The 23,677-nt window shown below is 67.9% G+C and carries 23 protein-coding genes and 1 tRNA gene; 19 read left to right on the forward strand and 5 right to left on the reverse strand.

All coding sequences use genetic code 11. The features are described from left to right. Positions 1–154 precede the first annotated feature (154 nt). The 7 genes from cysS (at position 155) to M3149_RS08890 (ending at position 6,648) form a co-directional block, all read left to right on the forward strand. The gene (gene cysS, locus M3149_RS08860) at positions 155–1,537 is read left to right on the forward strand and encodes a cysteine--tRNA ligase (protein WP_251708942.1); all 1,383 of its coding nucleotides are present in this window, start codon (positions 155–157) and stop codon (positions 1,535–1,537) included. Beyond that, entirely contained in the window at positions 1,537–2,190 is a 654-nt protein-coding gene (locus M3149_RS08865) for a DNA-3-methyladenine glycosylase family protein (protein WP_251708943.1), read from the forward strand. Before cysS ends, M3149_RS08865 begins: the two co-directional genes overlap by 1 nt. A gap of 22 nt (positions 2,191–2,212) precedes the next feature. Then, complete coding sequence (locus tag M3149_RS08870) at positions 2,213–3,199, forward strand: acetyl-CoA carboxylase carboxyltransferase subunit alpha (protein ID WP_251708944.1); 987 nt, start codon at positions 2,213–2,215, stop codon at positions 3,197–3,199. Further along, positions 3,153–4,181 (forward strand): tRNA lysidine(34) synthetase TilS, encoded by a 1,029-nt coding sequence (gene tilS / locus M3149_RS08875; protein WP_285886818.1) that lies wholly within the window; start codon positions 3,153–3,155, stop codon positions 4,179–4,181. The genes M3149_RS08870 and tilS overlap by 47 nt, the downstream gene beginning before the upstream one ends. 90 nt (positions 4,182–4,271) lie before the next feature. Further along, the gene (locus M3149_RS08880) at positions 4,272–5,552 is read left to right on the forward strand and encodes an aspartate kinase (RefSeq protein ID WP_251708946.1); all 1,281 of its coding nucleotides are present in this window, start codon (positions 4,272–4,274) and stop codon (positions 5,550–5,552) included. A gap of 44 nt (positions 5,553–5,596) precedes the next feature. Continuing rightward, a tRNA-Ser gene (locus M3149_RS08885) sits at positions 5,597–5,689 on the forward strand. 62 nt (positions 5,690–5,751) lie between these two features. Next, entirely contained in the window at positions 5,752–6,648 is an 897-nt protein-coding gene (locus tag M3149_RS08890; RefSeq protein WP_251708947.1) for a DMT family transporter, read from the forward strand. Positions 6,649–6,655: 7 nt separating this feature from the next. Here M3149_RS08890 and M3149_RS08895 read toward each other — a convergent pair whose 3' ends face one another. Genes M3149_RS08895 through M3149_RS08905 form a run of 3 tightly spaced genes read right to left on the reverse strand, consistent with a single transcriptional unit; the run spans position 6,656 to position 9,176 of the window. Next, on the reverse strand, positions 6,656–7,084 hold the full coding sequence (locus M3149_RS08895) for an RNA-binding S4 domain-containing protein (RefSeq protein ID WP_251708948.1): 429 nt from the start codon (positions 7,082–7,084) through the stop codon (positions 6,656–6,658). Continuing rightward, positions 7,081–8,505: a sensor histidine kinase gene (locus M3149_RS08900; RefSeq protein ID WP_251708949.1), complete on the reverse strand. Its 1,425-nt coding sequence runs from the start codon at positions 8,503–8,505 to the stop codon at positions 7,081–7,083. Before M3149_RS08900 ends, M3149_RS08895 begins: the two co-directional genes overlap by 4 nt. After that, positions 8,502–9,176: a response regulator transcription factor gene (locus M3149_RS08905; RefSeq protein ID WP_251708950.1), complete on the reverse strand. Its 675-nt coding sequence runs from the start codon at positions 9,174–9,176 to the stop codon at positions 8,502–8,504. The genes M3149_RS08900 and M3149_RS08905 overlap by 4 nt, the downstream gene beginning before the upstream one ends. A gap of 119 nt (positions 9,177–9,295) precedes the next feature. Here M3149_RS08905 and M3149_RS08910 point away from each other — a divergent pair, with 119 nt between their 5' ends. From M3149_RS08910 to M3149_RS08955, 10 genes are all read left to right on the forward strand, one after another. After that, positions 9,296–10,255: a Bug family tripartite tricarboxylate transporter substrate binding protein gene (locus M3149_RS08910; protein WP_251708951.1), complete on the forward strand. Its 960-nt coding sequence runs from the start codon at positions 9,296–9,298 to the stop codon at positions 10,253–10,255. A 12-nt stretch (positions 10,256–10,267) separates the two neighbouring features. Beyond that, positions 10,268–10,789 carry a tripartite tricarboxylate transporter TctB family protein gene (locus M3149_RS08915; RefSeq protein WP_251708952.1) on the forward strand — a complete coding sequence of 174 codons (522 nt, stop codon included), beginning with the start codon at positions 10,268–10,270 and terminating at the stop codon, positions 10,787–10,789. 90 nt (positions 10,790–10,879) lie between these two features. Further along, positions 10,880–12,370: a tripartite tricarboxylate transporter permease gene (locus M3149_RS08920; protein ID WP_251708953.1), complete on the forward strand. Its 1,491-nt coding sequence runs from the start codon at positions 10,880–10,882 to the stop codon at positions 12,368–12,370. 631 nt (positions 12,371–13,001) lie between these two features. Next, complete coding sequence (locus M3149_RS08925; protein WP_251708954.1) at positions 13,002–14,492, forward strand: sigma-54 interaction domain-containing protein; 1,491 nt, start codon at positions 13,002–13,004, stop codon at positions 14,490–14,492. Between the two features lie 163 nt (positions 14,493–14,655). Next, a complete protein-coding gene (locus tag M3149_RS08930) occupies positions 14,656–15,852 on the forward strand; it encodes a substrate-binding domain-containing protein (protein ID WP_251708955.1) in 1,197 nt (398 codons plus the stop codon). A 113-nt stretch (positions 15,853–15,965) separates the two neighbouring features. Then, positions 15,966–16,727, forward strand: coding sequence for an ABC transporter ATP-binding protein (locus M3149_RS08935; RefSeq protein ID WP_251708956.1), 762 nt, complete (start codon positions 15,966–15,968; stop codon positions 16,725–16,727). Further along, on the forward strand, positions 16,724–17,464 hold the full coding sequence (locus M3149_RS08940; protein ID WP_251708957.1) for an ABC transporter ATP-binding protein: 741 nt from the start codon (positions 16,724–16,726) through the stop codon (positions 17,462–17,464). Before M3149_RS08935 ends, M3149_RS08940 begins: the two co-directional genes overlap by 4 nt. A gap of 11 nt (positions 17,465–17,475) precedes the next feature. Next, complete coding sequence (locus M3149_RS08945) at positions 17,476–18,495, forward strand: branched-chain amino acid ABC transporter permease (RefSeq protein ID WP_251709095.1); 1,020 nt, start codon at positions 17,476–17,478, stop codon at positions 18,493–18,495. A 12-nt stretch (positions 18,496–18,507) separates the two neighbouring features. Beyond that, positions 18,508–19,623, forward strand: a complete 1,116-nt coding sequence (locus M3149_RS08950; RefSeq protein ID WP_251708958.1) for a branched-chain amino acid ABC transporter permease — start codon at positions 18,508–18,510, stop codon at positions 19,621–19,623. Then, complete coding sequence (locus tag M3149_RS08955; RefSeq protein ID WP_251708959.1) at positions 19,620–20,495, forward strand: alpha/beta fold hydrolase; 876 nt, start codon at positions 19,620–19,622, stop codon at positions 20,493–20,495. Before M3149_RS08950 ends, M3149_RS08955 begins: the two co-directional genes overlap by 4 nt. A gap of 17 nt (positions 20,496–20,512) precedes the next feature. Here the strand turns inward: M3149_RS08955 and hemH are convergent, their stop codons facing one another. Next, complete coding sequence (gene hemH / locus M3149_RS08960; RefSeq protein WP_251708960.1) at positions 20,513–21,604, reverse strand: ferrochelatase; 1,092 nt, start codon at positions 21,602–21,604, stop codon at positions 20,513–20,515. A 19-nt stretch (positions 21,605–21,623) separates the two neighbouring features. Here hemH and M3149_RS08965 point away from each other — a divergent pair, with 19 nt between their 5' ends. After that, positions 21,624–22,370, forward strand: a complete 747-nt coding sequence (locus tag M3149_RS08965) for an HAD family hydrolase (protein WP_251708961.1) — start codon at positions 21,624–21,626, stop codon at positions 22,368–22,370. A 131-nt stretch (positions 22,371–22,501) separates the two neighbouring features. Beyond that, entirely contained in the window at positions 22,502–23,152 is a 651-nt protein-coding gene (locus M3149_RS08970; protein ID WP_251708962.1) for a glutathione S-transferase family protein, read from the forward strand. Here the strand turns inward: M3149_RS08970 and M3149_RS08975 are convergent, their stop codons facing one another. Then, positions 23,153–23,605: an SH3 domain-containing protein gene (locus M3149_RS08975; protein ID WP_251708963.1), complete on the reverse strand. Its 453-nt coding sequence runs from the start codon at positions 23,603–23,605 to the stop codon at positions 23,153–23,155. Positions 23,606–23,677 lie beyond the last annotated feature (72 nt).

The raw sequence follows: 23,677 nt of genomic DNA on the forward strand, positions 1-23,677 counted from the left end.
CGCAATGGGCGTCGATATACTGGCGCGCATTGTATCTGAGGGGTACCGGCGAGCCGGTCGCATCAGACCGTGCCTGCGGGGCGCCGGACCCGTCGGGCGCCGCGCTTGGGGTCGCGGTGGGAGGCGGTCGGCACCGGGCAGCCCCGCGCTTCCGATGACCCTGCACATCCACAACACACTCACGCGCCGGCTCGAACCGTTCGTGTCGATCGAACGCGGCCACGTGCGCATGTACGTCTGCGGCATCACGGTCTACGACCTGTGCCACGTGGGGCATGCGCGCTCCGCCATCGCGTTCGACGTCGCGCGGCGCTGGCTCGAGGCCAGTGGCTACCGCGTCACCTTCGTGCGCAACATCACCGACATCGACGACAAGATCATCCGCCGTGCGCTGCAGAACGGTGAATCCGTGCGTGCGCTCACCGATCGCATGATCGATGCCATGTACTCCGACTTCGACGCGCTGGGCATCGCACGCCCCACGCACGACCCGCGCGCCACCGACTACGTGCCGCAGATGCTCGACATCGTGCGCAAGCTTGAGGTCAAGCAACTGGCTTACCGCAGCGGCGACGGCGATGTGAACTACGCGGTGCGCCGCTTTCCCGGTTACGGCAAGCTGTCGGGCAAATCGCTTGACGAGTTGAACGCGGGCGAACGCGTGGCAGTGGCCCAGGGCAAGGAAGATCCGCTCGATTTCGTGCTCTGGAAAGCCGCCAAGCCCGACGAACCCGCCGACGCCCAATGGGATTCGCCCTACGGCCGCGGCCGCCCGGGCTGGCACATCGAGTGCTCGGCGATGGCGTGCGCGCTGTTGGGTGAAACCTTTGACATCCATGGCGGCGGCGCCGACCTGCAATTCCCGCACCACGAAAACGAGATCGCGCAGAGCGAAGGGGCCCACGGCGTTGCGCTGGCCAAGGTGTGGATGCACAACGGTTTCGTCAACGTCGACAACGAGAAGATGTCCAAGAGCCTGGGCAACTTCTTCACCATCCGCGAGGTGCTGCAGAAGTACGACGCCGAGACGGTGCGCTTCTTCATGTTGCGCGCGCACTACCGCAGCCCGCTCAACCACAGCAACGCGCACCTGGACGATGGGCGTGCCGCGCTCAAGCGGCTGTACACCGCGCTGTCATCGGTGCCCGCGGTGGACGTCGCCATCGACTGGACCGAGCCGTTCGCCGCGCGCTTCCAGACCGCGATGGACGACGACTTCAACACGCCGGTGGCCTTGAGTGTGTTGTTCGATCTGGCGAGCGAGGTCAATCGCGGCAAGAGCCCGCTGCATGCAGGGCTGCTGCGTGCGCTGGGCGGCGTGCTTGGTTTGTTGCAGGCAGATCCCGCCGCCTATCTGCAAGGAGGTGGTGCCGACAACGTGCTCGACGAGACCGTTGTTGCCACGCAGATCGCCGCGCGCGCCGCCGCCAAACAGGCGAAGAACTTCGCCGAGGCCGACCGCATCCGCAAGGCCCTGCTCGAGCAAGGCATCGTGCTCAAGGACAGCCCCACAGGCACCACCTGGGAGCGCGCCTGATGGCCACCGCCTCCACGCTGCCCGAGTTCGGCCCCGACGCGCCGCCGTACTGGGCCGACGCCTGCCGGCACCTGGTCAAGCGCGACCGCGTGCTCAAGAAGATCATTCCGCAGTACCCGGGCGTGGCCCTGCAGTCGCGCGGTGATGCCTTCGTGACGCTGGCGCGCAGCATCGTGGGCCAGCAGATCTCGGTGAAGGCCGCGCAATCCGTGTGGGACCGCTTCGAATCGCTCACGCGCAAGATGACGCCGGCGCAGGTGCTCAAGCTCAAGGTTGACGACATGCGCGGCGCCGGTCTGTCGGCGCGCAAGGTCGAGTACCTGGTCGACCTGGCGCTGCACTTTGCCGACAAGCGCGTGCGTGTGACCGATTGGCCGCAGATGGACGACGAGGCCATCATTGCCGAGCTGGTGGCCATCCGCGGCATCGGCCGCTGGACCGCCGAGATGTTCCTCATCTTCCACCTCATGCGCCCCAACGTGCTGCCGCTGGACGACATCGGGCTGCAGAACGGCATCAGCCAGGCCTACTTCTCGGGCGAACCCGTGAGCCGCAGCGAGATCCGCGAAGTGGCCGCCACCTGGGCCCCCTATTGCAGTGTGGCCACTTGGTATATTTGGCGGTCGCTCGACCCGCTCCCCGTGAGCTATTGAGCCACCTGAAAAGGAGCCTGAATTGGCCAAGAAGAACTTTCTCGACTTCGAGCAGCCGATCGCGGAGCTCGAATCCAAGATCGAGGAACTGCGTTACGTGCAGACGGAGTCTGCGGTCGACATCTCCGAGGAGATCGACAAGCTCGCGTCCAAGAGCCTGCAGCTCACCAAGGACATCTACAGCAACCTCACACCGTGGCAGATCACCAAGATCGCGCGCCACGCGGACCGGCCTTACACGCTCGACTACGTGCGCGAGATCTTCACGCACTTCGTCGAACTGCACGGCGATCGCCATTTCTCCGATGACCTGTCCATCGTCGGCGGTCTGGCGCGCTTCAATGGCCAGCCCTGCATGGTCATCGGTCACCAGAAGGGGCGCGACACGAAGGAGCGCGGCCTGCGCAACTTCGGCATGACCAAGCCCGAGGGCTACCGCAAGGCACTGCGCCTGATGAAGCTGGCCGAGAAGTTCAAGCTGCCCGTGTTTACCTTCGTGGACACGCCCGGCGCCTACCCGGGCATCGACGCCGAAGAGCGCGGCCAGTCCGAGGCCATCGGCCGCAACATCTTCGAGATGGCGCAGCTCGAGGTGCCGATCATCTCCACCATCATCGGCGAAGGCGGCTCCGGCGGTGCCCTGGCCATCGCGGTGGCCGACCAGGTGCTGATGCTGCAGTACTCGGTGTATTCGGTGATCAGCCCCGAGGGTTGTGCGTCCATCCTGTGGAAGACCAGCGAGCGCGCAAGCGACGCCGCCGAAGCGCTCGGCATCACGGCGCACCGCCTCAAGGCGCTGGGCCTGGTCGACAAGATCGTCAACGAGCCCGTGGGCGGCGCACACCGCGACCACAAGCAGATGGCCGCCTTCCTCAAACGCGCGCTCACCGACGCCCACCGCCAGGTGGCCGACCTCAAGGTGAAGGAACTGCTGGAGCGCCGTCACGCGCGCCTGGACGGCTATGGCCGCTTCACCGACACCAAGGCCGAAGCGCGCGAGAAGCGCTGACGCCACCGCCGCGGCGGCATGGCCCGGGGCCCAGGCGCTTGCCGACTGGGCCCTTCGTCATTGGGGCCCATCGGCGAGGCCCGAGGGGCCGATCGCCGTCGCCTGCAGCGGCGGCGCCGACTCCACTGCCTTGCTGCTGGCCGCGCACGCGCGCTGGCCGGACCGCATGCTGGCGCTACACGTGCACCATGGCCTGCAGGCCGCGGCCGATGGCTTCGAGGCGCAGGTACGCGGCCTTTGTGATCGTCATGGCATCGCGCTGCGCGTGAGCCGGGTGGATGCGCGCGCGGCCGCGGGCCAGAGCCCGGAAGACGCGGCCCGTATCGCTCGCTACGCTGCACTGGCCGACCTGGCGCGCGACGCCGGCGCCGCGTGGGTGCTGCTGGCCCAGCACCTCGATGACCAGGCCGAGACCGTGCTGCTCGCCTTGTCGCGCGGAGCAGGGCTGCCGGGTCTGGCGGCCATGCCCGAGGCCTTCGAGCGCGAGGGCGTTCGCTTCGGCCGGCCCTGGCTCGGGCTGCGTTCGCAAGCCCTGCGCGACTTCCTGCACGGTGTCGGCGAAACCTTCATCGAAGACCCGAGCAATGCCGACCTGCGCTTCACGCGCAACCGCATTCGCCGCGTGCTGGCGCCGGCCTGGGCCGAGGCGTTCGAGGGCTACCGGGAAGCCCTGTCGCGCACGGCCGCGCATGCGGCGCAAGCCCAGCGCCTGCTCGATGAACTGGCAGCGATGGACCTGGCGCACACCGGTGCGCCGCCGTCGATTGCCGCTTTGCAGACGTTGTCGCGCGACCGGCAGTCCAATGCGCTGCGCCGCTGGTTGCGCGGCGCGCACGGCGTGGCGCCCAGTGCGGCGCAGCTGCACGAGTTGCTCGACCAGATCGACGCCTGCCGCACGCGCGGCCATGCCATCCGCCTGCGCGTGGCCGATGGCTTCCTGGTGCGTGATGGCGACCGGCTGGCGTTTACCCCCTCGGTATAATCCCGCGGTTTTGCCCGAGCCTAAGCGGTCTCTGTGGCACCCGCAGCGGCGAGCGCTTCGCCCACCCTCCCTTTGAATGGCCCGGAATTCATGGCCCTGATCGTTCACAAGTACGGCGGCACCTCCATGGGGTCGACCGAGCGCATCCGCAACGTCGCCCGCCGCGTCGCCAAATGGCACAAGGCCGGCCACCAGATGGTGGTGGTGCCTAGCGCCATGAGCGGCGAGACCAACCGCCTGCTCGGCCTGGCCAAGGAACTGGCGCCCGCGAAGCAGAGCAAGGCCTACGGCCGCGAACTCGACATGCTGGCCGCCACCGGCGAGCAGGCTTCCTCCGCGCTGCTGGCGATCGCGCTGCAGGCCGAAGGCCTGGAGGCGGTGAGCTACGCCGGTTGGCAGGTGCCCATCAAGACCAACGATGCCTACACCAAGGCCCGCATCGAGTCGATCGACGACGCCCGTGTGCGCGCCGACCTCGCCGCCGGCAAGGTCGTCATCGTCACCGGCTTCCAGGGCATCGATGAGGGCGGCAACATCACCACGCTGGGCCGCGGCGGCAGCGACACCTCGGCCGTGGCCGTGGCGGCGGCGCTCAAGGCCGCCGAGTGCCTGATCTACACCGACGTCGACGGCGTCTACACCACCGACCCGCGCGTGGTGCCCGAGGCGCGCCGCCTGCTGCGCGTGAGCTTCGAGGAAATGCTCGAGATGGCCAGCATGGGCTCCAAGGTGCTGCAGATCCGCTCGGTGGAGTTCGCGGGCAAGTACCGCGTGCCGCTGCGCGTGCTCTCCAGCTTCACGCCCTGGGACATCGACCTGAACGAAGAAGCCGCCTCCGGCACCCTGATCACTTTCGAGGAAGACGAAGCCATGGAACAAGCCGTCGTATCCGGCATTGCCTTCAACCGCGACGAGGCCAAGGTCTCGGTGCTCGGTGTGCCCGACAAGCCCGGCATCGCCGCGCAGATCCTGGGCGCGGTGGCCGACGCCAACATCGAGGTCGACGTCATCATCCAGAACCTGAGCAAGGACGGCAAGACCGACTTCAGCTTCACGGTGCACCGCAACGACTACCAGAAGACGCTGGATCTGCTCAAGGCGCAGGTGCTGCCCTCGCTTGGCGCCGCCGACGTGGTGGGCGACAACCGCATCTGCAAGGTCAGCATCGTGGGCATCGGCATGCGCAGCCACGTGGGCGTTGCCAGCCGCATGTTCCGTTGCCTCAGCACCGAGGGCATCAACATCCAGATGATCTCCACCTCGGAGATCAAGACCTCCGTCGTGATCGACGAGAAGTACATGGAACTCGCCGTGCGTGCCCTGCACCGCGAGTTCGATCTCGACCAGACCGCCGACAAGATCGGCGGCTGAGCGGTCGTCCCGTGTTGTGCTTTGGGGCATAATGCGGGGCTTCCGGAGTGATGACCGAGTGGCCGAAGGTGCTCCCCTGCTAAGGGAGTATGGGGTGTAGAGCCTCATCGAGGGTTCGAATCCCTCTCACTCCGCCAAGTGTTCGAATGCAAAGGCGCCCCCCGGGGCGCCTTTGTTTTTTCCGTCGCACACCACGCCCATGTCCCAGAGCCTCTCGCGCACCGCCTTCGCCACGCTGCTGCTCATCGCCTTCATGATGGGCGCGAACCACGTGGCCGCGCGCCTGGCCTTCGACCATGGCGTGACGGTGGCCACCGCCGTCACCTTCCGCAGCGGCGTGACGGCGCTGGTGGTGGCGGCCATCCTGCTGGCCTACCGCGTGCCCTTGAAGCTGCAGGCGAATCACCGCAAAGCGCTGCCCGCGATCGGTCTGCTGATCGGCATCCAGAGCCTGTGCCTGTATGCCGCCGTGGCGCGCCTGCCGGTGGCGCTGGCGCTGCTGGCGTTCAACACCTACCCGCTGTGGACGGCGCTGTGGGCGCGCGTGGTCTACGGCCAGAAACCGGCACCTCACCTGCTCAAGGCCATGCCCCTGATGCTGCTCGGTCTCGCGCTCGCGCTCGACGTGTCGGGCGCGGCCTCGGGCCTGGGCGCGGGCGGGCACTGGGCGCGCATCGGCGTGGGCGTGGCGTTTGCGCTCGCGGCGGCGGCGAGCTTCGGCCTGGCGCTGGTGTTCACGCAGCACGAGGCGGGTGACCTGGATGGCCGTGTGCGCACCGCCAGCACCATGGGCATTGTGGCCGTCATCGCGCTGGTCGCGAGCGCCACGCAGGGCGGCCTGCACTTCCCGAATGCGTTGCCGGGCTGGTGGGGTCTGCTGGGCCTGACCTTTCTCTACGGCACCGCTTTCACCATCATGTTCACCGTGCTGCCGCGCCTGGGCGTGGTGGGCAATTCGGCCATCATGAACATCGAGCCGATCTTTGCCCTGGTGCTGGCCTGGGTGTTCCTGGGGCAGTCGATCGCGGCGATTCAGGTCGCGGGCGGCCTGATCGTGGTGGCCACGGTGATGTGGCTCGGGCTTCGCAAGGGCTGAAGACAGCTCAGTCGCGCTCGTCGTCCACCGAGGCGCTCCAGCGACTGCCCCAATCCTTGAGGGTGCGCCGGTCACGCTTGGTGGGGCGACCCATGGGCTGACTCAGAGCGGGCTCCGGGGCCAGGCGGCGCTGCTCGGCCATGGCCAGGCGCCGCGCAATGGACTCGGCGGTTTCTTCATAGAGCTGTTGCGCCACGGGCGCGCTGCCCCGCACCGCGCTCAGGCCGCGCACCACCACGGCCCGCAGGTCTTGACCCTGGCGGAACTCGATGGTGTCGCCCACGCGGGGTTCGCGCGAGGCCTTGGCCACCTGGCCGTTGACGCGCACCTGGCCCTTGTCGATGGCTTCAGCGCTCAGGGCGCGCGTCTTGAAGAAGCGCGCAGCCCACAGCCATTTGTCCAGCCGCACGCGCGGCGAAGTGTCGGGTGTCGTCATGTCAAGGGTTCGATGGGCAGTCTCACGGTGGCGTCCAGCCCAAGCACGGCACCCTCGACCACGCGGTTGTCGAGCGAGATGTTGCCGTCGATCGACTGCACGATGCCGAGGCAGATGGCCAGGCCCAGGCCCGAGCCCGCCAGGCTGGGGCCGGCGCCGTGGTCGGTGGCGAAAGGCTGGAACAGACGCTCGCGCAACGTTGGCGCAATGCCCGGCCCACTGTCGCGAACCAGCAGCACGGCCTGCCCGGCCTCGTGGTGCAGGCTCAGTTGCAGCGTGCCGCCGGCTGGCGAATGCTTGATGGCGTTGTGCAGCAGGTTGCGCGTGACCTCGCGCAGCGCCCACTCGTGCGCGCGCACGGGCGTGCGTCCCGGCAGGTCAAGCTGGAAATCCAGGTTGCGATCGGCGATCAGGGCCGAGAGGTCGAGTGATACCGCGCGCACGGTCTGGGCCCAGTCACTCACGGGCGCATCGCGGTGCTGGCGCATTTGCTCCACCTTGGCCAGCGCGAGCATCTGGTTGGCCAGCTCGGTGGCTCGCTCCACGGTGTGGGAGATTTCTTCCAGCGCCTGGCGCGGCTCCACGTCGCCGCGGCGGGCCGATTGCAGCTGCGTCTTGAGCACCGCCAGCGGCGTGCGCAACTGGTGCGAGGTGTCACGCACGAAACGCTTCTGGTGATTCAGCAGATGCGACAAGCGCTGCATGTGCTGGTTGGTCGCGTCCAGCAGCGGGAGCAGCTCGCGCGGTGCGTCGCTGGTGGGCAGCGGCGACAGATCGTCCTCGCGCCGCTGCACCAGCGCCTGGCTGAGTTCTCGCACCGGCCGGGTGGCCAGCTGCACCACCAGCACCACCACGAACGCGATGACGGCCAGCATGGCGGCCTGGCGCCACAGCGTGTCGATGAGGATCTGGCGCGCCAGCGTCTCCCGCAGTTCCAGCGTCTCGGCCACCTGGATCACTGCCATGCCCTGGCCCTGCACACCGGCCACCGGTTGCAGCAGCACGGCCATGCGCACAGGCGCGCCCCGGTATTCGTCGTCGTAGAAGTTCACCAGCGCCGCGTAGATGCTGTTCACCGGCACCGACTTGCGTGGCTCGGGCATGTCTTCGAAACCCGAGACCATCTCACCCTTGAAGCCCAGCACGCGGTAGTAGAGGCGGCTGCGGTTGTCCGCCTCGAAGGCCTCGAGCGCCGAGTAGAGCAACGTGGCCTGCACGCTGACGTCATCGCCGCTGCCTTGCACCTGCAGCTGTTCGCTCAGCGACTTCGCCGTCGCCAGCAGTGTGCGGTCGTACGCGGTGTCGGCCGCGGCCAGTGCCTGGCGGTACAGCACCGAGGTGTTGAACACCACATAGCCGAATACGGGCAGCAGAATGCCCAGCAGCAGGGTGCGGCGCAACGAACGCGCGCGCGGCTTCATGTCGATCCGGCTTTGAGCAGGTAGCCCAAACCGCGCAAGGTGACCAACTGTGCGCCGGTGTGCGCGATCTTCTTGCGCAGGCGGTAGGCCACCACCTCGATCGCCTCGGGCTGCACGTCGCGCTCGCCCGGAAACACCAGCTCGAAAAGCCGTTCCTTGGCGATGGCATGCCCCGGGCGGGCCAGCACCGCGCGCAGCAGGGCCATCTCGCGTGGCGTGAGTTCGAGCGGCTTGTCCTGGTGGTAGACGACGCCGCTGTCGCGGTCGACCGCCATGCCACACCAGGCGGTGGCGGGCGGGGCGTCGCTGCCGCTGTTGCGCCGCATCAGGGCGCGCACGCGGGCCTCCAGTTCGTCGAGGTCGAAGGGTTTGGGCAGGTAGTCGTCGGCCCCGGTGTTCAGGCCCAGGATGCGGTCGCCCACGGTGCCGCGCGCGGTGAGGATGATCACCGGCGTGTGCAGTCCCTCGGCGCGGGCCTGGGCCAGCACCTCCAGGCCGTCCTTGCCCGGCAGCGAGAGGTCCAGCAGCACGGCATCGGGTTGCGTCTGGCGCCACACCTCCACGGCGCGCAAGCCGTTGTCGCAACCCACCACCTGCAGGCCGCGCCGCTCGAACGAGCGGCTCAGCGTGGCCTGCATGGCGGGGTTGTCCTCGATCAGCAGCAGCTTCATCCGTGGCGGATTATCCGGTGGCAGACATCAGGGTTTCTCCGGAGGGTCAGGACAGCCAACTGACAGCGCTGCGGCGCAAGATGCCCGGCGTCGAGTTCCCTCAACCAAGGAGACAAACCATGCGTCGCGATACCTTCCTCAAATCCCTGGCCGCGCTGGCCGCTGCCGGCGCCGTGCCCTCGCTGGCCTGGGCCAACGCCAACATCAAGATGATGATTCCCGCCAACCCGGGCGGTGGCTGGGACGGCACGGGCCGCGCGCTTGGCGAGGCTCTGCGCGATGCCGGCGTGGCCTCGACGGTCACCTTCGAGAACAAGGGCGGTGCCGCCGGTGCCATCGGCCTGGCGCAGTTCTTCAACGCCAGCAAGGGCGACCCGAACGCGCTCATGGTGATGGGCGCCGTCATGCTGGGCGGCATCATCACCGGCAAGCCGCCGGTGTCGATCACGCAGGTCACGCCGATTGCACGGCTCACCACCGAATACAACGTGTTCGTGCTGCCGGCCGAGTCGCCGCTCAAGACCATAAAGGACGTGGTCGAGCAGCTCAAGAAGGACCCGGGCAGCGTCAAGTGGGGCGGCGGCTCGCGCGGCTCCACCGAGCACATTGCCGCGGCGCAGATTGCGCAGGCCGTGGGTGTGCCCGCCGCGAAGATCAACTACGTGCCGTTCCGTGGCGGCGGCGAGGCGGTGGCCGCCATCCTGGGTGGTAACGTCACCGTGGGCGGCAGCGGCTACAGCGAGTTCCAGCCCTACATCGAGAGCGGCAAGATGCGCGCGATCGCGGTCACCTCGGGCAAGCGGCTCGACGGCATCAACGTGCCGACGCTGAAGGAGCAGGGCATCGACGTGGAGATCGGCAACTGGCGCGGCGTGTACGGCGCGGCCGGCATCACCCCGGCTCAGCGCGACGCACTGGTCGCGATGATCGTCAAGGCCACGCAGAGCAAGGCCTGGGCCGAGGCGGTGAAGAAGAACAACTGGACGCCCGCGCTGCTGACCGGCAAGGCCTTCGAGGAGTTCGTGGACCGCGACTTCTCCACCCTGCGCGCGACCATGGTGCGCGCCGGCATGGTCTGACGAAAGCGAGCGATGAGCGAGATGCAGCAGGCCGCGCCTTCACGCGCGGGCCAAGTGGCAATCGGCCTGGGCGCGCTGGGTGTGGCCGCCGTGCTCGCCGTGGGCGCCTGGCAGATTCCCTCGGCCGCAGGCTATTCGGGCGTGGGGCCCGACTTCCTGCCGTGGGTGATGTGTGCGGCCATGGCCGTGTGCGGCGTGGTGCTGGTCTGGCAGGCACTCAACGGTGGCTGGCGCGACCTGGAGGTACCCTCGGGTGCGGCACAGGGCGACTGGCGTGCGCTCGCCTGGGTGGCCGTGGGCGTGATCGCCAACGCCTCGCTCATCACCACCATCGGCTTCGTGCTGAGCTGCACGCTGTGCTACACGCTCGCGGTGCGCGGCCTGCGCTTGAGCGAGGGCCGTGCGGGCGGCGGGGTTCGGCGGACCTTTGTCGACGTGGTGACGGGTGTGCTGATCTCGGCGCCCGTCTACTGGGTGTTCACGAAGCTGCTCGCCGTGAACCTGCCCGGCATCAGCGCCAGCGGCTGGATCTGACCATGTGCCCCAACGCACATCGCTTCGTTTGTTCGCTGCCCTCCCAGGGGGCGCAGGCCTCCCTTGGGGCGGCCCGGCGGGAGGCCTGACATGGGCGACATCCTCACCCAACTCATGGGTGGCTTTGCCACCGCTGCCACCCCCATCAACCTGCTGTGGGCGCTGGCGGGCTGCGCGCTCGGCACGGCCATTGGTGTGCTGCCGGGCCTGGGCCCGGCCGTCACGGTGGCCATGCTGCTGCCCATCACCGGCCAGGTGGAACCCACCGCGTCGATGATCTTCTTCGCCGGCATCTACTACGGTGCCATGTACGGCGGCTCGACCACGTCGATCCTGCTCAACACCCCGGGCGAGACCGGCACCATGGTGACCGCGCTCGAAGGCTTCAAGATGGCCCGCAACGGCCGTGCCGGTGCCGCATTGGCCACCGCCGCCATCGGCTCCTTCGTGGCCGGCACCATCGGCACGGTGCTGGTCACGTTGTTCGCGCCCTTCCTGGCCGAATTCGCCGTGCGCCTGGGCCCGCCCGAGTACTTCTGCCTCATGCTGCTGGCCTTCACCACGGTGAGCGCGGTGCTCGGCAAGAGCGCGCTGCGCGGCCTCACCGCGCTGTTCCTCGGGCTTTCGCTCGGGTTGGTGGGCATTGACCAGATCACCGCGCAGGTGCGCTACACCGGCGGCATCCTGGAGTTCATGGATGGCGTGGAAGTGGTGCTGGTGGCAGTGGGCCTGTTCGCGGTGACGGAGGCGCTCTACAACGCCTTGTACGAAGGCCGCATGCAGACCACCATGAACCGCTTGACCAAGGTGCACATGACCCGCTCGGAGTGGCGCCGCTCCTGGCCTGCCTGGTTGCGTGGCACCGCCATCGGTTTTCCGTTCGGCACCATCCCGGCCGGCGGCGCCGAGATCCCGACCTTCCTGAGCTACGCGACCGAGCGCAAGCTTGCCAGCCCCGAGGTGAAGGAAAGCTTCGGCACCACCGGGGCCATCGAAGGCGTGGCCGGCCCCGAGGCCGCGAACAACGCATCCGTCACCGCCACGCTGGTGCCGCTGCTCACGCTGGGCATTCCCACCACCGTCACCGCGGCCATCTTGCTGTCTGCGCTGCAGAACTACGGCATCAACGCCGGGCCGCAGCTGTTCCAGACCTCGTCGACGCTGGTGTGGGCGCTGATCGCCTCGCTCTACATCGGCAACGTGATGCTGCTGGTGCTCAACCTGCCGATGGTGGGCCTGTGGGTGCAGTTGCTCAAGATTCCGCGGCCTCAGCTCTACGCGGGCATCCTGATCTTCGCCACCGTGGGCGTGTACGGCATGCGCCAGAGTGCCTTCGACCTGTTCCTCATGCTCGGCATCGGTCTGCTCGGGGTGCTCATGCGCCGCTTCGACTTCCCTGCCGCCCCGGTGATCGTGGGCCTCATCCTCGGGCCGCTGGCCGAGGCGCAGATGCGCAACGCGCTGTCCATCGGCGAGGGCAACTGGATGGTCTTCGTGCAGCGGCCGATGTCGCTCACGCTGTTGATCGTGGTGGTGGGGGTTCTGGTGGTGCCGCGGTTGCTGGCGCTTCGGCGGCGCTGAGTCTGCTCACTGCATTCACGTGCCACCTTGGGTGGCGGGCCGAGGGCTTGGGCTGTGTGGCCGGGGGCTTCACTGCGCTGCCCCTTCGGGGTCCGCTGCGGTGCTCGTCTGCGTGGCCCACGGCATAACTCGCTGCGCGGGCTGCGCCCGCTCCGCTCAGACAGATGCCGTGAGTCAGATGACGAAGCGCGCTGCGCGCGCGGCCACGCAGCCTGTGCTCCTCGCCAGCGCACAGGCGCCCCCGTCCACACAGCCCACGCCCTCGGCAACGAGGTGTCGGCACGCCACCGGTGGAATACCAACCACGCTCGCGTCAGGGCGGTGCCCCTGGCTTTGGGGGCGCATGTGCGGCGCCGAGGAGCGCAGGGGGCAGGGCGGCGCGCGCAGCGCGCTTCCATGACTGACTCGCGGCATCTGTTTAGCGGAATGCGCGCAGCGCATGCAGCGAGTTATGCCGCGCGCCCTGCCTCCGAGCACCACAGGGAAGTCCTCGCGCAGCGAGGACCGCCGCAGTTGCGCCCCCAAAGCCAGGGGTACCGCCCTGACATCCGCCACAAAAGCGGTACGTCACCCGCCCCCGAGCATGGAAACCCCGGGCCTGCCTCATACCACCCAGGGGTACCATCTCCCCATGACCCGCGACGACCGCCTGCCCCGCGACGCGCAGAGCATTCTGGAGCTCGCTGCGCGTTCCATGTTCGATCTCTTCGCAAACGCCAGCGAGGGAATGATGCTGGTGGACCGCGATGCGCGGGTGGTGTGGATCAACGACCAGTACCGCCGTTTTCTGCCCGCGCTCGGCTTCGAGCGCGAGGAAGACTTCGTGGGCCAGCCTGTCAGCAGCGTGGTGCACAACACGCAGATGCACCGCGTGCTTGCCACCGGCAAGCCCATCCTCATCGACCTGCTCGACAACCGCGCCGGCACTTTCGTGGTGAGCCGCATTCCATTGCGCGACGACGGCGGGGAGGTGATCGGGGTATTGGGCATCGTGCTGTTCGATCACCCCGAGACCACGCTGCAACCCCTGATCACCAAGTTCGCGCGGCTCGAGCAGGACCTGAAGGAAGCGCAGCGCCAGCTCGCCACGCAGCGGCGCAGCAAGTACACCTTTGCCAGCTTCGTGGGCACCAGCCCGGCGGCGGTGGAGGTCAAGCGCCAGGCACGGCGTGCTGCCATGTCCACGAGCCCGGTGCTGCTGCTGGGCGAGACCGGCACCGGCAAGGAACTGCTGGCGCACGCCATTCACGCCGCGTCGCCGCGCGCGGGCAAGCCTTTCGTGGGCGTGAACATGGCGGCGGTGCCCGAGTCGCTGCTCGAAGCCGAGTTCTTCGGTGTGGCGCCGGGCGCCTACACCGGTGCCGACAAGAAGGGCCGCGATGGCAAGTTCAGAATCGCCGATGGCGGCACGCTGTTCCTCGACGAGCTCGGCGACATGCCCATGGCGATGCAGGTGAAACTGCTGCGCGCGCTGCAGGAAGGCGAGATCGAACCGCTGGGCTCCAACCAGCTCGTGCGTTGCGACGTGCGCGTGGTGGCCGCCACCTCGCGCGACCTGCCGCAGATGGTGCGCGACGGGCGCTTCCGCGAAGACCTGTACTACCGACTCAACGTGCTGCCGATCCGCGTGCCGCCGCTGCGGGAACGCCGCACCGACATCCCCCAGCTCATCGAGGCGCTGTGCGAGGACATTGCGGCGCGTGGCGGTGGCGCGCCGCTGGAGATCGGCCCGCAAGCGCAAGCGGTGCTGGCGGCCCAGCCCTGGCGCGGCAACATTCGCGAGCTGCGCAACGTGCTGGAGCAACTCGCGCTGCGCGCCGATTCACCCTTGATCACCGCCGATGACGTGGCCGCGGTGTTGCGTGAGGCGGGGCTGCCCGCGCTGGCGCCGGTCGAACGCGCCGCGCCCGGGCCGTTGCCGGCTGACACCGGCGAGGACGCTGACCTGCGCCCGCTGCCCGAGCAGATCGCCGAGCTGGAGCGCCGCGCCATCGCGGCGGCGCTGGCACGCACCGGCGGCAACCGCACGGCCGCCGCGCGGTTGCTGGGCATTTCCCGGGCCAGCCTGTATGACCGGTTGGCCGCCTCGCCCGAATTGTCTGATTTTCAGACGATTGACTGAAATTCAGACATCGAGGATTTTCGGTGCTGTCTGAAATTCAAACAACTCGGATCCGTCTCTCAAAAAAATCCTTTGATTTCAAAGGCTCACCGGGTTGGCACGGTGTCTGCAATGCACAGGGACGGCGCGCCGCGCCGCGACCCACCCATCGAGGAGACAAGACATGTTCCACGCCACCCGCCGTCTGGCGGTGATCGCCATGGCCTGCACGGCCACGCTCGCCTTCGCTCAGGCCAACAAGGGCGAGATCCGCATCGCCCACATTCACAGCAAGACCGGCCCCCTCGAGGCCTACGCCAAGCAGACCCACACGGGCCTGATGATGGGCCTGAGCTACGCCACCGGCGGCACCATGACGGTGGCGGGCAAGAAGATCGTCGTGATCGAAAAAGACGACCAGGGCAAGCCCGACGTGGGCAAGAGCCTGCTGGCCGCGGCCTACGCCGACGACAAGGTGGATCTGGCCATCGGCCCCACAGCCTCGCCAGTGGCGCTGGCCATGCTCCCCGTGGCCGAGGAGTACCGCAAGATCCTGCTGGTGGAGCCCGCCGTGGCCGACTCCATCACCGGCGACAAGTGGAACAAGTACATCTTCCGCACCGGCCGCAACAGCAGCCAGGACGCAGCCGCCAACGCCGTGGCGCTGGACAACGCCAACAACGTGATCGGCGTGCTCGCCAACGACAACGCCTTCGGCCGCGATGCCGTGAAGGCCGCCAAGGACTTCACCAAGAAGGCCAAGATCGTTCACGAGGAATACCTGCCCGTGGGCACGACGGATTTCACCGCCGGCCTGCTGCGCCTGGTCGACAAGCTCAAGGACCAGCCGGGCAACAAGTACATCTCGGTGGTGTGGTCGGGGGCGCCCACGCCGTTCGCCAAGATCGCCGAGATGGAGCTGGACAAGCGCTACGGCATCAAGCTCGCCACCGGCGGCAACATCCTGCCGGCGATGGTGGCCTACAAGCAGTTCCCGGGCATGGAAGGCGCCCTGTACTACTACTTCGGCATCCCGAAGAACCCGATCAACGACGCCATGGTGGCTGAGCACTACCGCCAGTTCAAGCAGCCGCCGGACTTCTTCACCGCGGGTGGCTTCAGCGCCGCGATGGCGGTGGTGACCGCGCTCAAGAAGACCAACGGCGACACCAACACCAACAAGCTCATCCAGACCATGGAGGGCATGAGCTTCGATACGCCCAAGGGCACGATGACCTTCCGCAAGGAAGACCACCAGGCCATGCAGAGCATGTATCACTTCCGCATCAAGGCCGACCCGGCCTTCGCCTGGGGTGTTCCCGAGCTGGTCCGCGAGATCAAGCCGGAGGACATGAACATTCCGATCCGCAACAAGCGCTGATCGTTCGCCCGCTTCACCGTTCGCCCTGAGCTTGTCGAAGGGCCCGCCCAGGCACGTGGATGGGCTTCGACAGGCTCAGCCCGAACGGTGTGTTGTTTCTCCCCGAGGCTGCCATGCTGCAAACCCAGAACCTCACGGTCCGCTTCGGCGGGCACGTGGCGGTGAATGCTGTCTCCTGCGCGTTCGCGCCGGGCACGCTCACCGCCATCGTCGGCCCCAACGGCGCGGGCAAGACGACCTACTTCAACCTGATCTCGGGGCAGATCAAGGCGTCGGCGGGCACCGTCACGCTGGACGGGCGCGATCTCACGAGCCTGAGTGCGCCGCTGCGCACGCGCGCTGGCCTGGGCCGGGCGTTCCAGCTCACCAACCTGTTTCCGCAGTTGAGCGTGCGCGAGAACGTGCGCATGGCGGTGCAGGCGAGGGCGGGCGCGGGGCTGGATTTCTTCCGCGTCTGGAGCGACCGCAAGGACCTGATCGAACAGGCCGATCGCATCCTGGAAGCCGTGGCGCTGGCCGACAAGGCCGAGGCCCGTGCGGCCAGCCTGCCGCACGGTGACCAGCGCAAGCTCGAGGTCGGCATCCTGATGGCGTTGGACCCGAAGGTCTACATGTTCGATGAGCCCACCGCGGGCATGAGCGTGGACGAGGTGCCGGTGATCCTCAACCTCATTCGCCAGCTCAAGGCCGACAAGACCAAGACCATTCTGCTGGTGGAGCACAAGATGGACGTGGTGCGCGAGTTGTCGGACCGCATCATCGTGCTGCACAACGGCGAACTGGTGGCCGACGGCGAACCCGAGGCGGTGATCGCTTCGCCCGTCGTTCAACAGGCCTACCTGGGCGTGAACCCGGAAGAGGAAGTGGCCGCATGAGCGCGAACGCCTTGCTCACGCTCGACGGCGTGCACACGCACATCGGCGCGTACCACATCCTGCATGGGGTCGACCTCGTGGTGCCCGCCAACCAGCTCACCATGCTGCTGGGCCGCAACGGCGCCGGCAAGACGACCACGCTGCGCACCATCATGGGCCTGTGGCATGCAAGCCAGGGGCGGATCACGCTGGCGGGCGAAGACATCACGGCCAAGGTCACGCCCGACATCGCACAAAGCGGCGTGGCCTACGTGCCCGAGAACATGGGCATCTTCGCGGACCTGAGCGTGCGCGAGAACATGCTGCTGGCCGCGCGCGGGGCGCGCACGCTCGACGACATCGACACCCAGCGGCTCGAGTGGATCTTCGACATGTTCCCGGCCATGAAGAAGTTCTGGCTGCACCCCGCAGGCAAGCTCTCGGGCGGGCAGAAGCAGATGCTGGCGGTGTCACGCGCCATCGTCGAGCCGCGCCGCCTGCTGCTGATCGACGAGCCCAGCAAGGGCCTGGCGCCGGCCATCATCCAGAACATGATCGCGGCCTTCAGGGAACTCAAGGCCGCGCAGACCACCATCCTGCTCGTCGAGCAGAACTTCAACTTCGCGCGCCAGCTGGGCGACAACGTGGCCGTGATGGACGACGGCCGCGTGGTGCACTGCGGCGCGATGGCCGAACTCGCCGAAGACGCCTCGATGCAGGCGCGACTGCTCGGCCTCTCGCTGGGAGCGCACCAATGAACACATCCGTGATGACCCCCACGGCGACGAATCCCGTTGCTCGCTGGCAAGCGCTCAAGGATTTCGACTGGAAACCCGTGGCCCTGGTGCCGCTGCTGGCCGCGCTCGCGCTGCCTGCGGTCGGCAGCCCGTCGACCTGGCTCACCCTCACCGTGGCAGGCTTGGCCATGGGCCTCATCGTCTTCATCATCGCCTCGGGGCTCACGCTCGTTTTCGGCCTGATGGACGTGCTCAACTTCGGCCACGGCGTGTTCATTGCGCTGGGTGCCTTCGTGGCGGTCACGGTGTTCGGCGCACTCAACGCCTATGCCATCGCCGACAGCTTCTGGCTCAACCTCGTGGCCCTGGTGCCGGCGATGCTGGTGGCCATGGCCGTGGCGGGCGCGCTGGGGCTGGTGTTCGAACGCTACATCGTGCGCCCGGTCTACGGGCAGCACCTCAAGCAGATCCTCATCACGATGGGCGGCATGATCATCGGCGAGGAGCTCATCAAGGTGATCTGGGGCCCGGGCCAGCTTGCGCTGCCACTGCCCGAGACGCTGCGCGGCAGCTTCATCATCGGCGATGCCTCGATCGAGAAGTACCGCCTGCTGGCCATGGCCGTGGGCCTGGCGGTGTTCGCCGCCATGGTCTGGACGCTCAACCGCACCAAGGTCGGCCTGTTGATCCGCGCCGGCGTGCAGGACCGCGAGATGGTCGAGTCGCTCGGCTATCGCATCCACCGCCTGTTCGTGGGCGTGTTCGTGGCGGGCAGCGCGCTGGCCGGCCTGGGCGGCGTGATGTGGGGCCTGTACCAGCAGACCGTGCTGCCGCAGATGGGCGCGCAGGTCAACGTGCTGATCTTCATCGTCATCATCATCGGCGGCCTGGGTTCCACGCTGGGCGCGCTGGTGGGTGCGTTGCTGGTGGGGTTGGTGGCGAACTACACCGGCTTCCTCATGCCCAAGGTGGCGCTGTTCTCCAACATCGCGCTCATGGTGGCCATCCTGCTGTGGCGGCCGCAGGGTGTGTACCCGGTGGCGAACCGATAAGGAGCGGATGTCATGTTGTCCCGTCTGCTCTCCCACGACCTGCCGCGCAGCCGTGTGCTCGGCCTGGTGCTCGTGCTCATCGTGCTCGGTCTGGCGTTTGCGCCCTTCCTGTTCCCGGGCGTGAAGGCGCTGAACGTGGCGGCCAAGGTGCTGATCTTCATTGCGCTGGTGGTCAGCTTCGACCTGCTGCTTGGCTACACCGGCATCGTGAGCTTCGCGCACACCATGTTCTTCGGCATCGGTGCCTACGGCATCGCGATCTCGGCAAACGCGCTCGGCCCCACCTGGTGGGCACTGTTCGTGGGTGCGGTGGGTGCGCTGGTGCTCTCGCTGCTTCTCTCCTTGCTGATCGGCTTGTTCTCGCTGCGCGTGCGGGCGATCTTCTTTGCCATGATCACGCTCGCCGTGGCCTCGGCCTTCCTCACGCTGGCTTCGCAGCTGAGCGACATCACCGGTGGCGAGGACGGCCTCACGTTTCGCCTGCCCGAGTTGCTGTCGCCCGGGTTTGCGCTGATGGAAGAGGACTTCGAAGGCCCGTTCGGCCCGGTGACGCTCAACGGCCGCTTCATCACCTACTACCTGCTGTTCGCGTGCGTGGCGGCCATGTTCCTGGTGATGCTGCGCATCGTGAACTCGCCCTTTGGCCGGGTGCTGCAGGCCATCCGCGAGAACGACTTCCGCGCCGAAGCCCTGGGCTACCGCACGGTGGTCTACCGCACGCTGTCCAACGTGATCGCCGCGTCTTTCGCCACGCTGGCGGGCTGCCTGCTTGCGCTCTGGCTGCGCTACAACGGGCCCGACACCTCGCTGTCCTTCGAGATCATGCTCGACATCCTGCTGATCGTCGTCATCGGTGGCATGGGCACGCTGTACGGCGCCATCATCGGCAGCGTGCTGTTCCTGGTGGCACAAAGCTACCTGCAGGACCTGCTGCGCTGGCTCGGTTCAATGGCTGAGGGCGTGCCGCTGCTGCCCGCGCTGCTCACCCCCGATCGCTGGCTGCTCTGGCTCGGCCTGTTCTTCGTGCTCTCGGTCTACCACTTTCCCACCGGCATCGTGGGCAAGCTGCGTGAACGCACCGCGATGCGCTCGCTCAGGACCGCGTCGCCGATGAAGGAGGGCGCATGAACTTCGCTGCCGTCGAGCCGCGCTCGCGCTACCTGATGTGCGAGGGCCGCGAGATCCACTTCATGGACTGGGTGCCCGCGCAGGCCGGCGGGCCGGTGGTGGTGGCCTGGCACGGCCTGGCGCGCACCGGGCGCGACATGGACCCGCTGGCCGCGCACCTGTGCGCACAGGGCTGGCGCGTGATCTGCCCCGACACCATCGGGCGCGGGCTTTCGCAATGGAGCCCGAAACCCGAAGCGGAGTACTGCCTGGACTTCTATTCGCGCATCGCGCGATCCCTGGTCGACCAACTTGGTCTGCAGCGTTTCCACTGGGTCGGCACCTCCATGGGCGGCGCCATCGGCATGGTGTGCGCGGCCGGTACGCTGCAAGGGCGCATCGAGCGCCTGGTGCTCAACGACATCGGCCCGCAGCTGGCCGCGCCCGCGGTGCAACGCATTCGCAGCTACGCCGGCAGCCCGGCGGCGTTTGCCACCATGGGCGAGCTCGAACAGTACTTCCGCACCGTCTACAAGCCCTATGGCTACCTGCCGGATGCGCAGTGGCGCCTGCTCACCGAGAGCTCGGCGCGCCGCCTGCCAGACGGCCGCGTGACGCCGCACTACGACCCGGCCATGGTGATGCAGTTCGAGCACCACCCGCAGGACTACGAACTCTGGGCCACCTTCGACCGCATCGACGTGCCCGTGCTGTGCCTTCGCGGCGCGCAATCCGACCTGCTGCTGGCCGACACCGCCGAGGCCATGCGCGACCGCGGGCCGCGCGCGCTGGTGGTCACCATCGCCGGCTGCGGCCACGCACCCGCGCTCAACGTGCCCGACCAACTGGAGCTGGTGCAGCGGTTTCTGAGCGAAGCCCGCTCCACGGTCTGAGATCGTCGGGGCAGAGCTTACTGCCGCGCGCCCATCGCCAGTGCACGCTCGCGGCTGCTCGCGCGGTCGGCTTCGCTGGCGCCATTGCGCGTCGGCCAGCCTTGCAGGTGCCGCTCCGCGATGTCGGCCATCGCGCGGATCCACTCGGGCCTGTCGTTCAGGCAGGCGATGTACTCGAAGCGTTCACCGCCGGCGTGGGTGAACGCCTCGCGCGCCTCCATGTCGATCTCCTCCAGCGTCTCGATGCAGTCGCCGGTGAAGCCAGGGCAGATCAATTGCACGCTCTTCACCCCCTGCTGCGCCAGCGCGATCAGCGTGGGCTCGGTGTAGGGCTCCAGCCACTTGGCCTTGCCGAAGCGGCTCTGGAAGGTGAGCACGTAGCCACTGGCGTCCAGCCCGAGGGCCTGCGCCAGGAGCCGCGCGGTCTTGTGACATTCGCAGTGGTAAGGGTCGCCCAGGTGCAGGGTGCGCTCGGGAACGCCGTGAAAGCTCATCACCAGCTTGTCCGCACGGCCGTGGGCCTGCCAGTGAGCGCGCACCGAGCGTGCCAGCGCCTCGATGTAGCCCGGATCGTCGTGATAGTGGTTCACGAAGCGCAACTCGGGCACGTGGCGCTGGCGCGCGGTCCAGGCGGTGACGGCATCGATCACGCTCGCGGTGGTGGTGCCGCTGTACTGTGGGTATGCCGGCAGGATCAGCACCCGCGTGGCGCCTTCGGCCTTCACCTCATCGAGCACCGTTGCCACCGACGGGTTGCCATAGCGCATGGCATAGCGCACCGTGAGCGCATGGCCACGCTCGCCCAGGTGGCCCCGCAGCAGCGTGGCCTGCTTCTCGGTCCAGACCTTCAGCGGTGAGCCCTCGGGCATCCAGATGCTGGCGTACTTGGCCGCCGATTTGGCGGGGCGCACGCGCAGGATGACGCCGTGCAGGATGGGCCACCACAGCAGGCGTGGAATTTCCACCACGCGCGCGTCGCTCAAGAACTCCGCCAGGTAGCGGCGCAGGGCGGCGGGCGTGGGTTCGTCGGGCGTGCCCAGGTTGACCAGGATCACGGCCGTGCGCAGCGGCTGGCCATGGGAGAAGGGTGGTTCGGCGGCAAAGGGCATGCGCTATTCTCCTGCAAGCATGAATACCCCCTCGAGCCCGGCCCACGGGCCTGCTTCCCCACCCCCCGCCACGCTCGATCCGGCGCGCATCAAGGCCATCAGCCTCGACCTGGACGACACGCTGTGGCCGATCTGGCCCACCATCGAGCGCGCCGAGGCCACGCTGGCCGCTTGGCTGCGCGAGCACGCACCGGCCACCGCCGCGCTGGCGGGCGACCCGCAGGCGCTGCGCGAGGCGCGCCATTACCTGCAGATCAAGCGGCCCGATCTGTCGCACGACCTGAGCGCGCTGCGCCGCGAGTCGATCCGCTTCGTGCTGCTGAAGGCGGGTGACGACCCGATGCTCGCCGAGCCCGCGTTCGAGGTCTTCTTCGCCGAGCGGCATCGCGTGGAGCTGTTCGACGACGCCTTGCCCGCCCTCGAATGGCTGGCCAGCCGCTACCCGGTGGTCGCGGTGTCCAACGGCAACGCCGACGTGCACCGGGTGGGGCTGGGCCGGCACTTTCACGCGGCGCTGAGCGCGCGCGAGTTCGGCGTCGGCAAGCCGGATGCGCGCATCTTCCACGCCGCGGCCGATGCTGCGGGTGTGCGGCCCTCCGAGGTGCTGCACGTGGGCGACGATGCCCAGCTCGACGCACTGGGCGCTCTGGTGGCGGGGCTTCAGGTGGCCTGGCTCAACCGCGGTGGTCAGGCCTGGGAACACGCACCGTTGATGCCGCACACCACCGTGCCCGACCTCATGACCTTGTGCAACAAACTGGTGTAAACACCCCCGCCGCGCTGCGCGCGACCCCCTCAAGGGGGCGCCACCAACGGCCCGGCAAAGCCGGTTCCGTGGTGTCCCTGGGTGGCGGCCCGTCGTGCGTTGCGCAGCATTGAACCCGAGCCTTGTTCGACATGTCCCTCACCCTCCACGGCATCGCCGCCTCGCGCGCGCTGCGCCCCCTGTGGGCCTCCACCGAACTCGGCCTCGAATTCCAGCATGTGCCCACGCCTTTCGGCGGTGGGGCCACGCGCACACCCGAATTCCTCGCACTCAACCCGAACGGGCACATTCCGGTGCTGGTCGATGCACGGCCCGAGGGCGAAGTGGTGGTCTGGGAAAGCATGGCCTGTGCGCTGTACCTGGCGCGCGTGTATGGGCGCGCCGATGGTGTGTCGATCGCGCCTGCCACCCCACGCGAGGAGGCCGAGGCTTTGCGATGGAGTTTCTGGGTCGTGACCGAATGCGAAGCCGATGCGCTCACCGTCCTCATGCACCGGGTGGCCATGCCCGAGGCGCGGCGCAAGCCCGAACTGGCCGATGCGGCCGAGAAACGGCTCGCGGTGCCACTGCGGGTGATCGAATCGCACCTGCAGCGCCAGCGTGAGGCCGGGCAAGCCTGGCTGGCGGCCGAACGATTCACCGTGGCCGATCTGTGCGTGGCCAGCGTGCTGTTGTGGGCGCGTGCCTCGCGGGTGCTGATGCAGGCACACCCGCTCACGCACGAATGGGTGCAGCGCTGCGTGGCGCGACCGGCCTATGTGGCCCTGCGCCGCGAAGGCTGATCAGAAGCCCCAGACCAGCCGGCGCGCCACCCAGCCGGTGGCGCCGTCGTAGCGCTCCACCCGCACCCAGTCGTCGCGCTTTTCCAGCGTCTTTAGCAGTTCGCCGCGTGCCAGCTCGGCCACGATCTGGTGCTCGGTGCCCGGGCCCTTGCGCAGGTTCAGCGTCTGGCTCTTGACGATGTGGTACGGCTCGTCGGAGGTGAGCGAACGTGCCACCCAGCCGGTGTCGTCCTCAAAATCCTTCACGCCGAGCCACTCGCCGCGGCGTTCGGTCACCTGCAGCGGGTAGCCGCGTTGCAGCTCCCACAACACGGTGCTGTTCAGGCTCGGCTCCTCGCGCATGTTCACCGTGCTGCCGGCAATGCTGACCATCTCCTGCGCCTGGGCCAGGGCTGCCGTGCCCAGGCACAGGGCGAGCAGGGTGTGGCGAAGGGGGTGGGTGACGGCGAACATGGGAGAGCTCCTTTCCTCGGAAAACGGCAGAACAGCGGGACAGGACCCTGGCGCTGCGCCAGGGTTCCCCAA

This window comes from Hydrogenophaga intermedia, from assembly GCF_023715105.1.
GTDB lineage: Bacteria > Pseudomonadota > Gammaproteobacteria > Burkholderiales > Burkholderiaceae_C > Hydrogenophaga > Hydrogenophaga intermedia_A.

What these genes read in the sequence shown, in the direction of transcription:
- M3149_RS08930 (WP_251708955.1), top strand. Translation starts at nt 14,656, where the DNA reads ATGTTCCACGCCACCCGCCGTCTGGCGGTGATCGCCATGGCCTGCACG.
- M3149_RS08965 (WP_251708961.1), top strand. Translation starts at nt 21,624, where the DNA reads ATGAATACCCCCTCGAGCCCGGCCCACGGGCCTGCTTCCCCACCCCCC.
- M3149_RS08880 (WP_251708946.1), top strand. Translation starts at nt 4,272, where the DNA reads ATGGCCCTGATCGTTCACAAGTACGGCGGCACCTCCATGGGGTCGACC.
- M3149_RS08945 (WP_251709095.1), top strand. Translation starts at nt 17,476, where the DNA reads ATGACCCCCACGGCGACGAATCCCGTTGCTCGCTGGCAAGCGCTCAAG.
- M3149_RS08925 (WP_251708954.1), top strand. Translation starts at nt 13,002, where the DNA reads ATGACCCGCGACGACCGCCTGCCCCGCGACGCGCAGAGCATTCTGGAG.
- M3149_RS08900 (WP_251708949.1), bottom strand. Translation starts at nt 8,505, where the DNA reads ATGAAGCCGCGCGCGCGTTCGTTGCGCCGCACCCTGCTGCTGGGCATT.
- M3149_RS08915 (WP_251708952.1), top strand. Translation starts at nt 10,268, where the DNA reads ATGAGCGAGATGCAGCAGGCCGCGCCTTCACGCGCGGGCCAAGTGGCA.
- M3149_RS08920 (WP_251708953.1), top strand. Translation starts at nt 10,880, where the DNA reads ATGGGCGACATCCTCACCCAACTCATGGGTGGCTTTGCCACCGCTGCC.
- M3149_RS08890 (WP_251708947.1), top strand. Translation starts at nt 5,752, where the DNA reads ATGTCCCAGAGCCTCTCGCGCACCGCCTTCGCCACGCTGCTGCTCATC.
- tilS (WP_285886818.1), top strand. Translation starts at nt 3,153, where the DNA reads ATGGCCGCTTCACCGACACCAAGGCCGAAGCGCGCGAGAAGCGCTGAC.
- M3149_RS08970 (WP_251708962.1), top strand. Translation starts at nt 22,502, where the DNA reads ATGTCCCTCACCCTCCACGGCATCGCCGCCTCGCGCGCGCTGCGCCCC.
- M3149_RS08935 (WP_251708956.1), top strand. Translation starts at nt 15,966, where the DNA reads ATGCTGCAAACCCAGAACCTCACGGTCCGCTTCGGCGGGCACGTGGCG.
- M3149_RS08865 (WP_251708943.1), top strand. Translation starts at nt 1,537, where the DNA reads ATGGCCACCGCCTCCACGCTGCCCGAGTTCGGCCCCGACGCGCCGCCG.
- M3149_RS08950 (WP_251708958.1), top strand. Translation starts at nt 18,508, where the DNA reads ATGTTGTCCCGTCTGCTCTCCCACGACCTGCCGCGCAGCCGTGTGCTC.
- M3149_RS08955 (WP_251708959.1), top strand. Translation starts at nt 19,620, where the DNA reads ATGAACTTCGCTGCCGTCGAGCCGCGCTCGCGCTACCTGATGTGCGAG.
- M3149_RS08975 (WP_251708963.1), bottom strand. Translation starts at nt 23,605, where the DNA reads ATGTTCGCCGTCACCCACCCCCTTCGCCACACCCTGCTCGCCCTGTGC.
- hemH (WP_251708960.1), bottom strand. Translation starts at nt 21,604, where the DNA reads ATGCCCTTTGCCGCCGAACCACCCTTCTCCCATGGCCAGCCGCTGCGC.
- M3149_RS08905 (WP_251708950.1), bottom strand. Translation starts at nt 9,176, where the DNA reads ATGAAGCTGCTGCTGATCGAGGACAACCCCGCCATGCAGGCCACGCTG.
- M3149_RS08940 (WP_251708957.1), top strand. Translation starts at nt 16,724, where the DNA reads ATGAGCGCGAACGCCTTGCTCACGCTCGACGGCGTGCACACGCACATC.
- M3149_RS08895 (WP_251708948.1), bottom strand. Translation starts at nt 7,084, where the DNA reads ATGACGACACCCGACACTTCGCCGCGCGTGCGGCTGGACAAATGGCTG.
- M3149_RS08910 (WP_251708951.1), top strand. Translation starts at nt 9,296, where the DNA reads ATGCGTCGCGATACCTTCCTCAAATCCCTGGCCGCGCTGGCCGCTGCC.
- cysS (WP_251708942.1), top strand. Translation starts at nt 155, where the DNA reads ATGACCCTGCACATCCACAACACACTCACGCGCCGGCTCGAACCGTTC.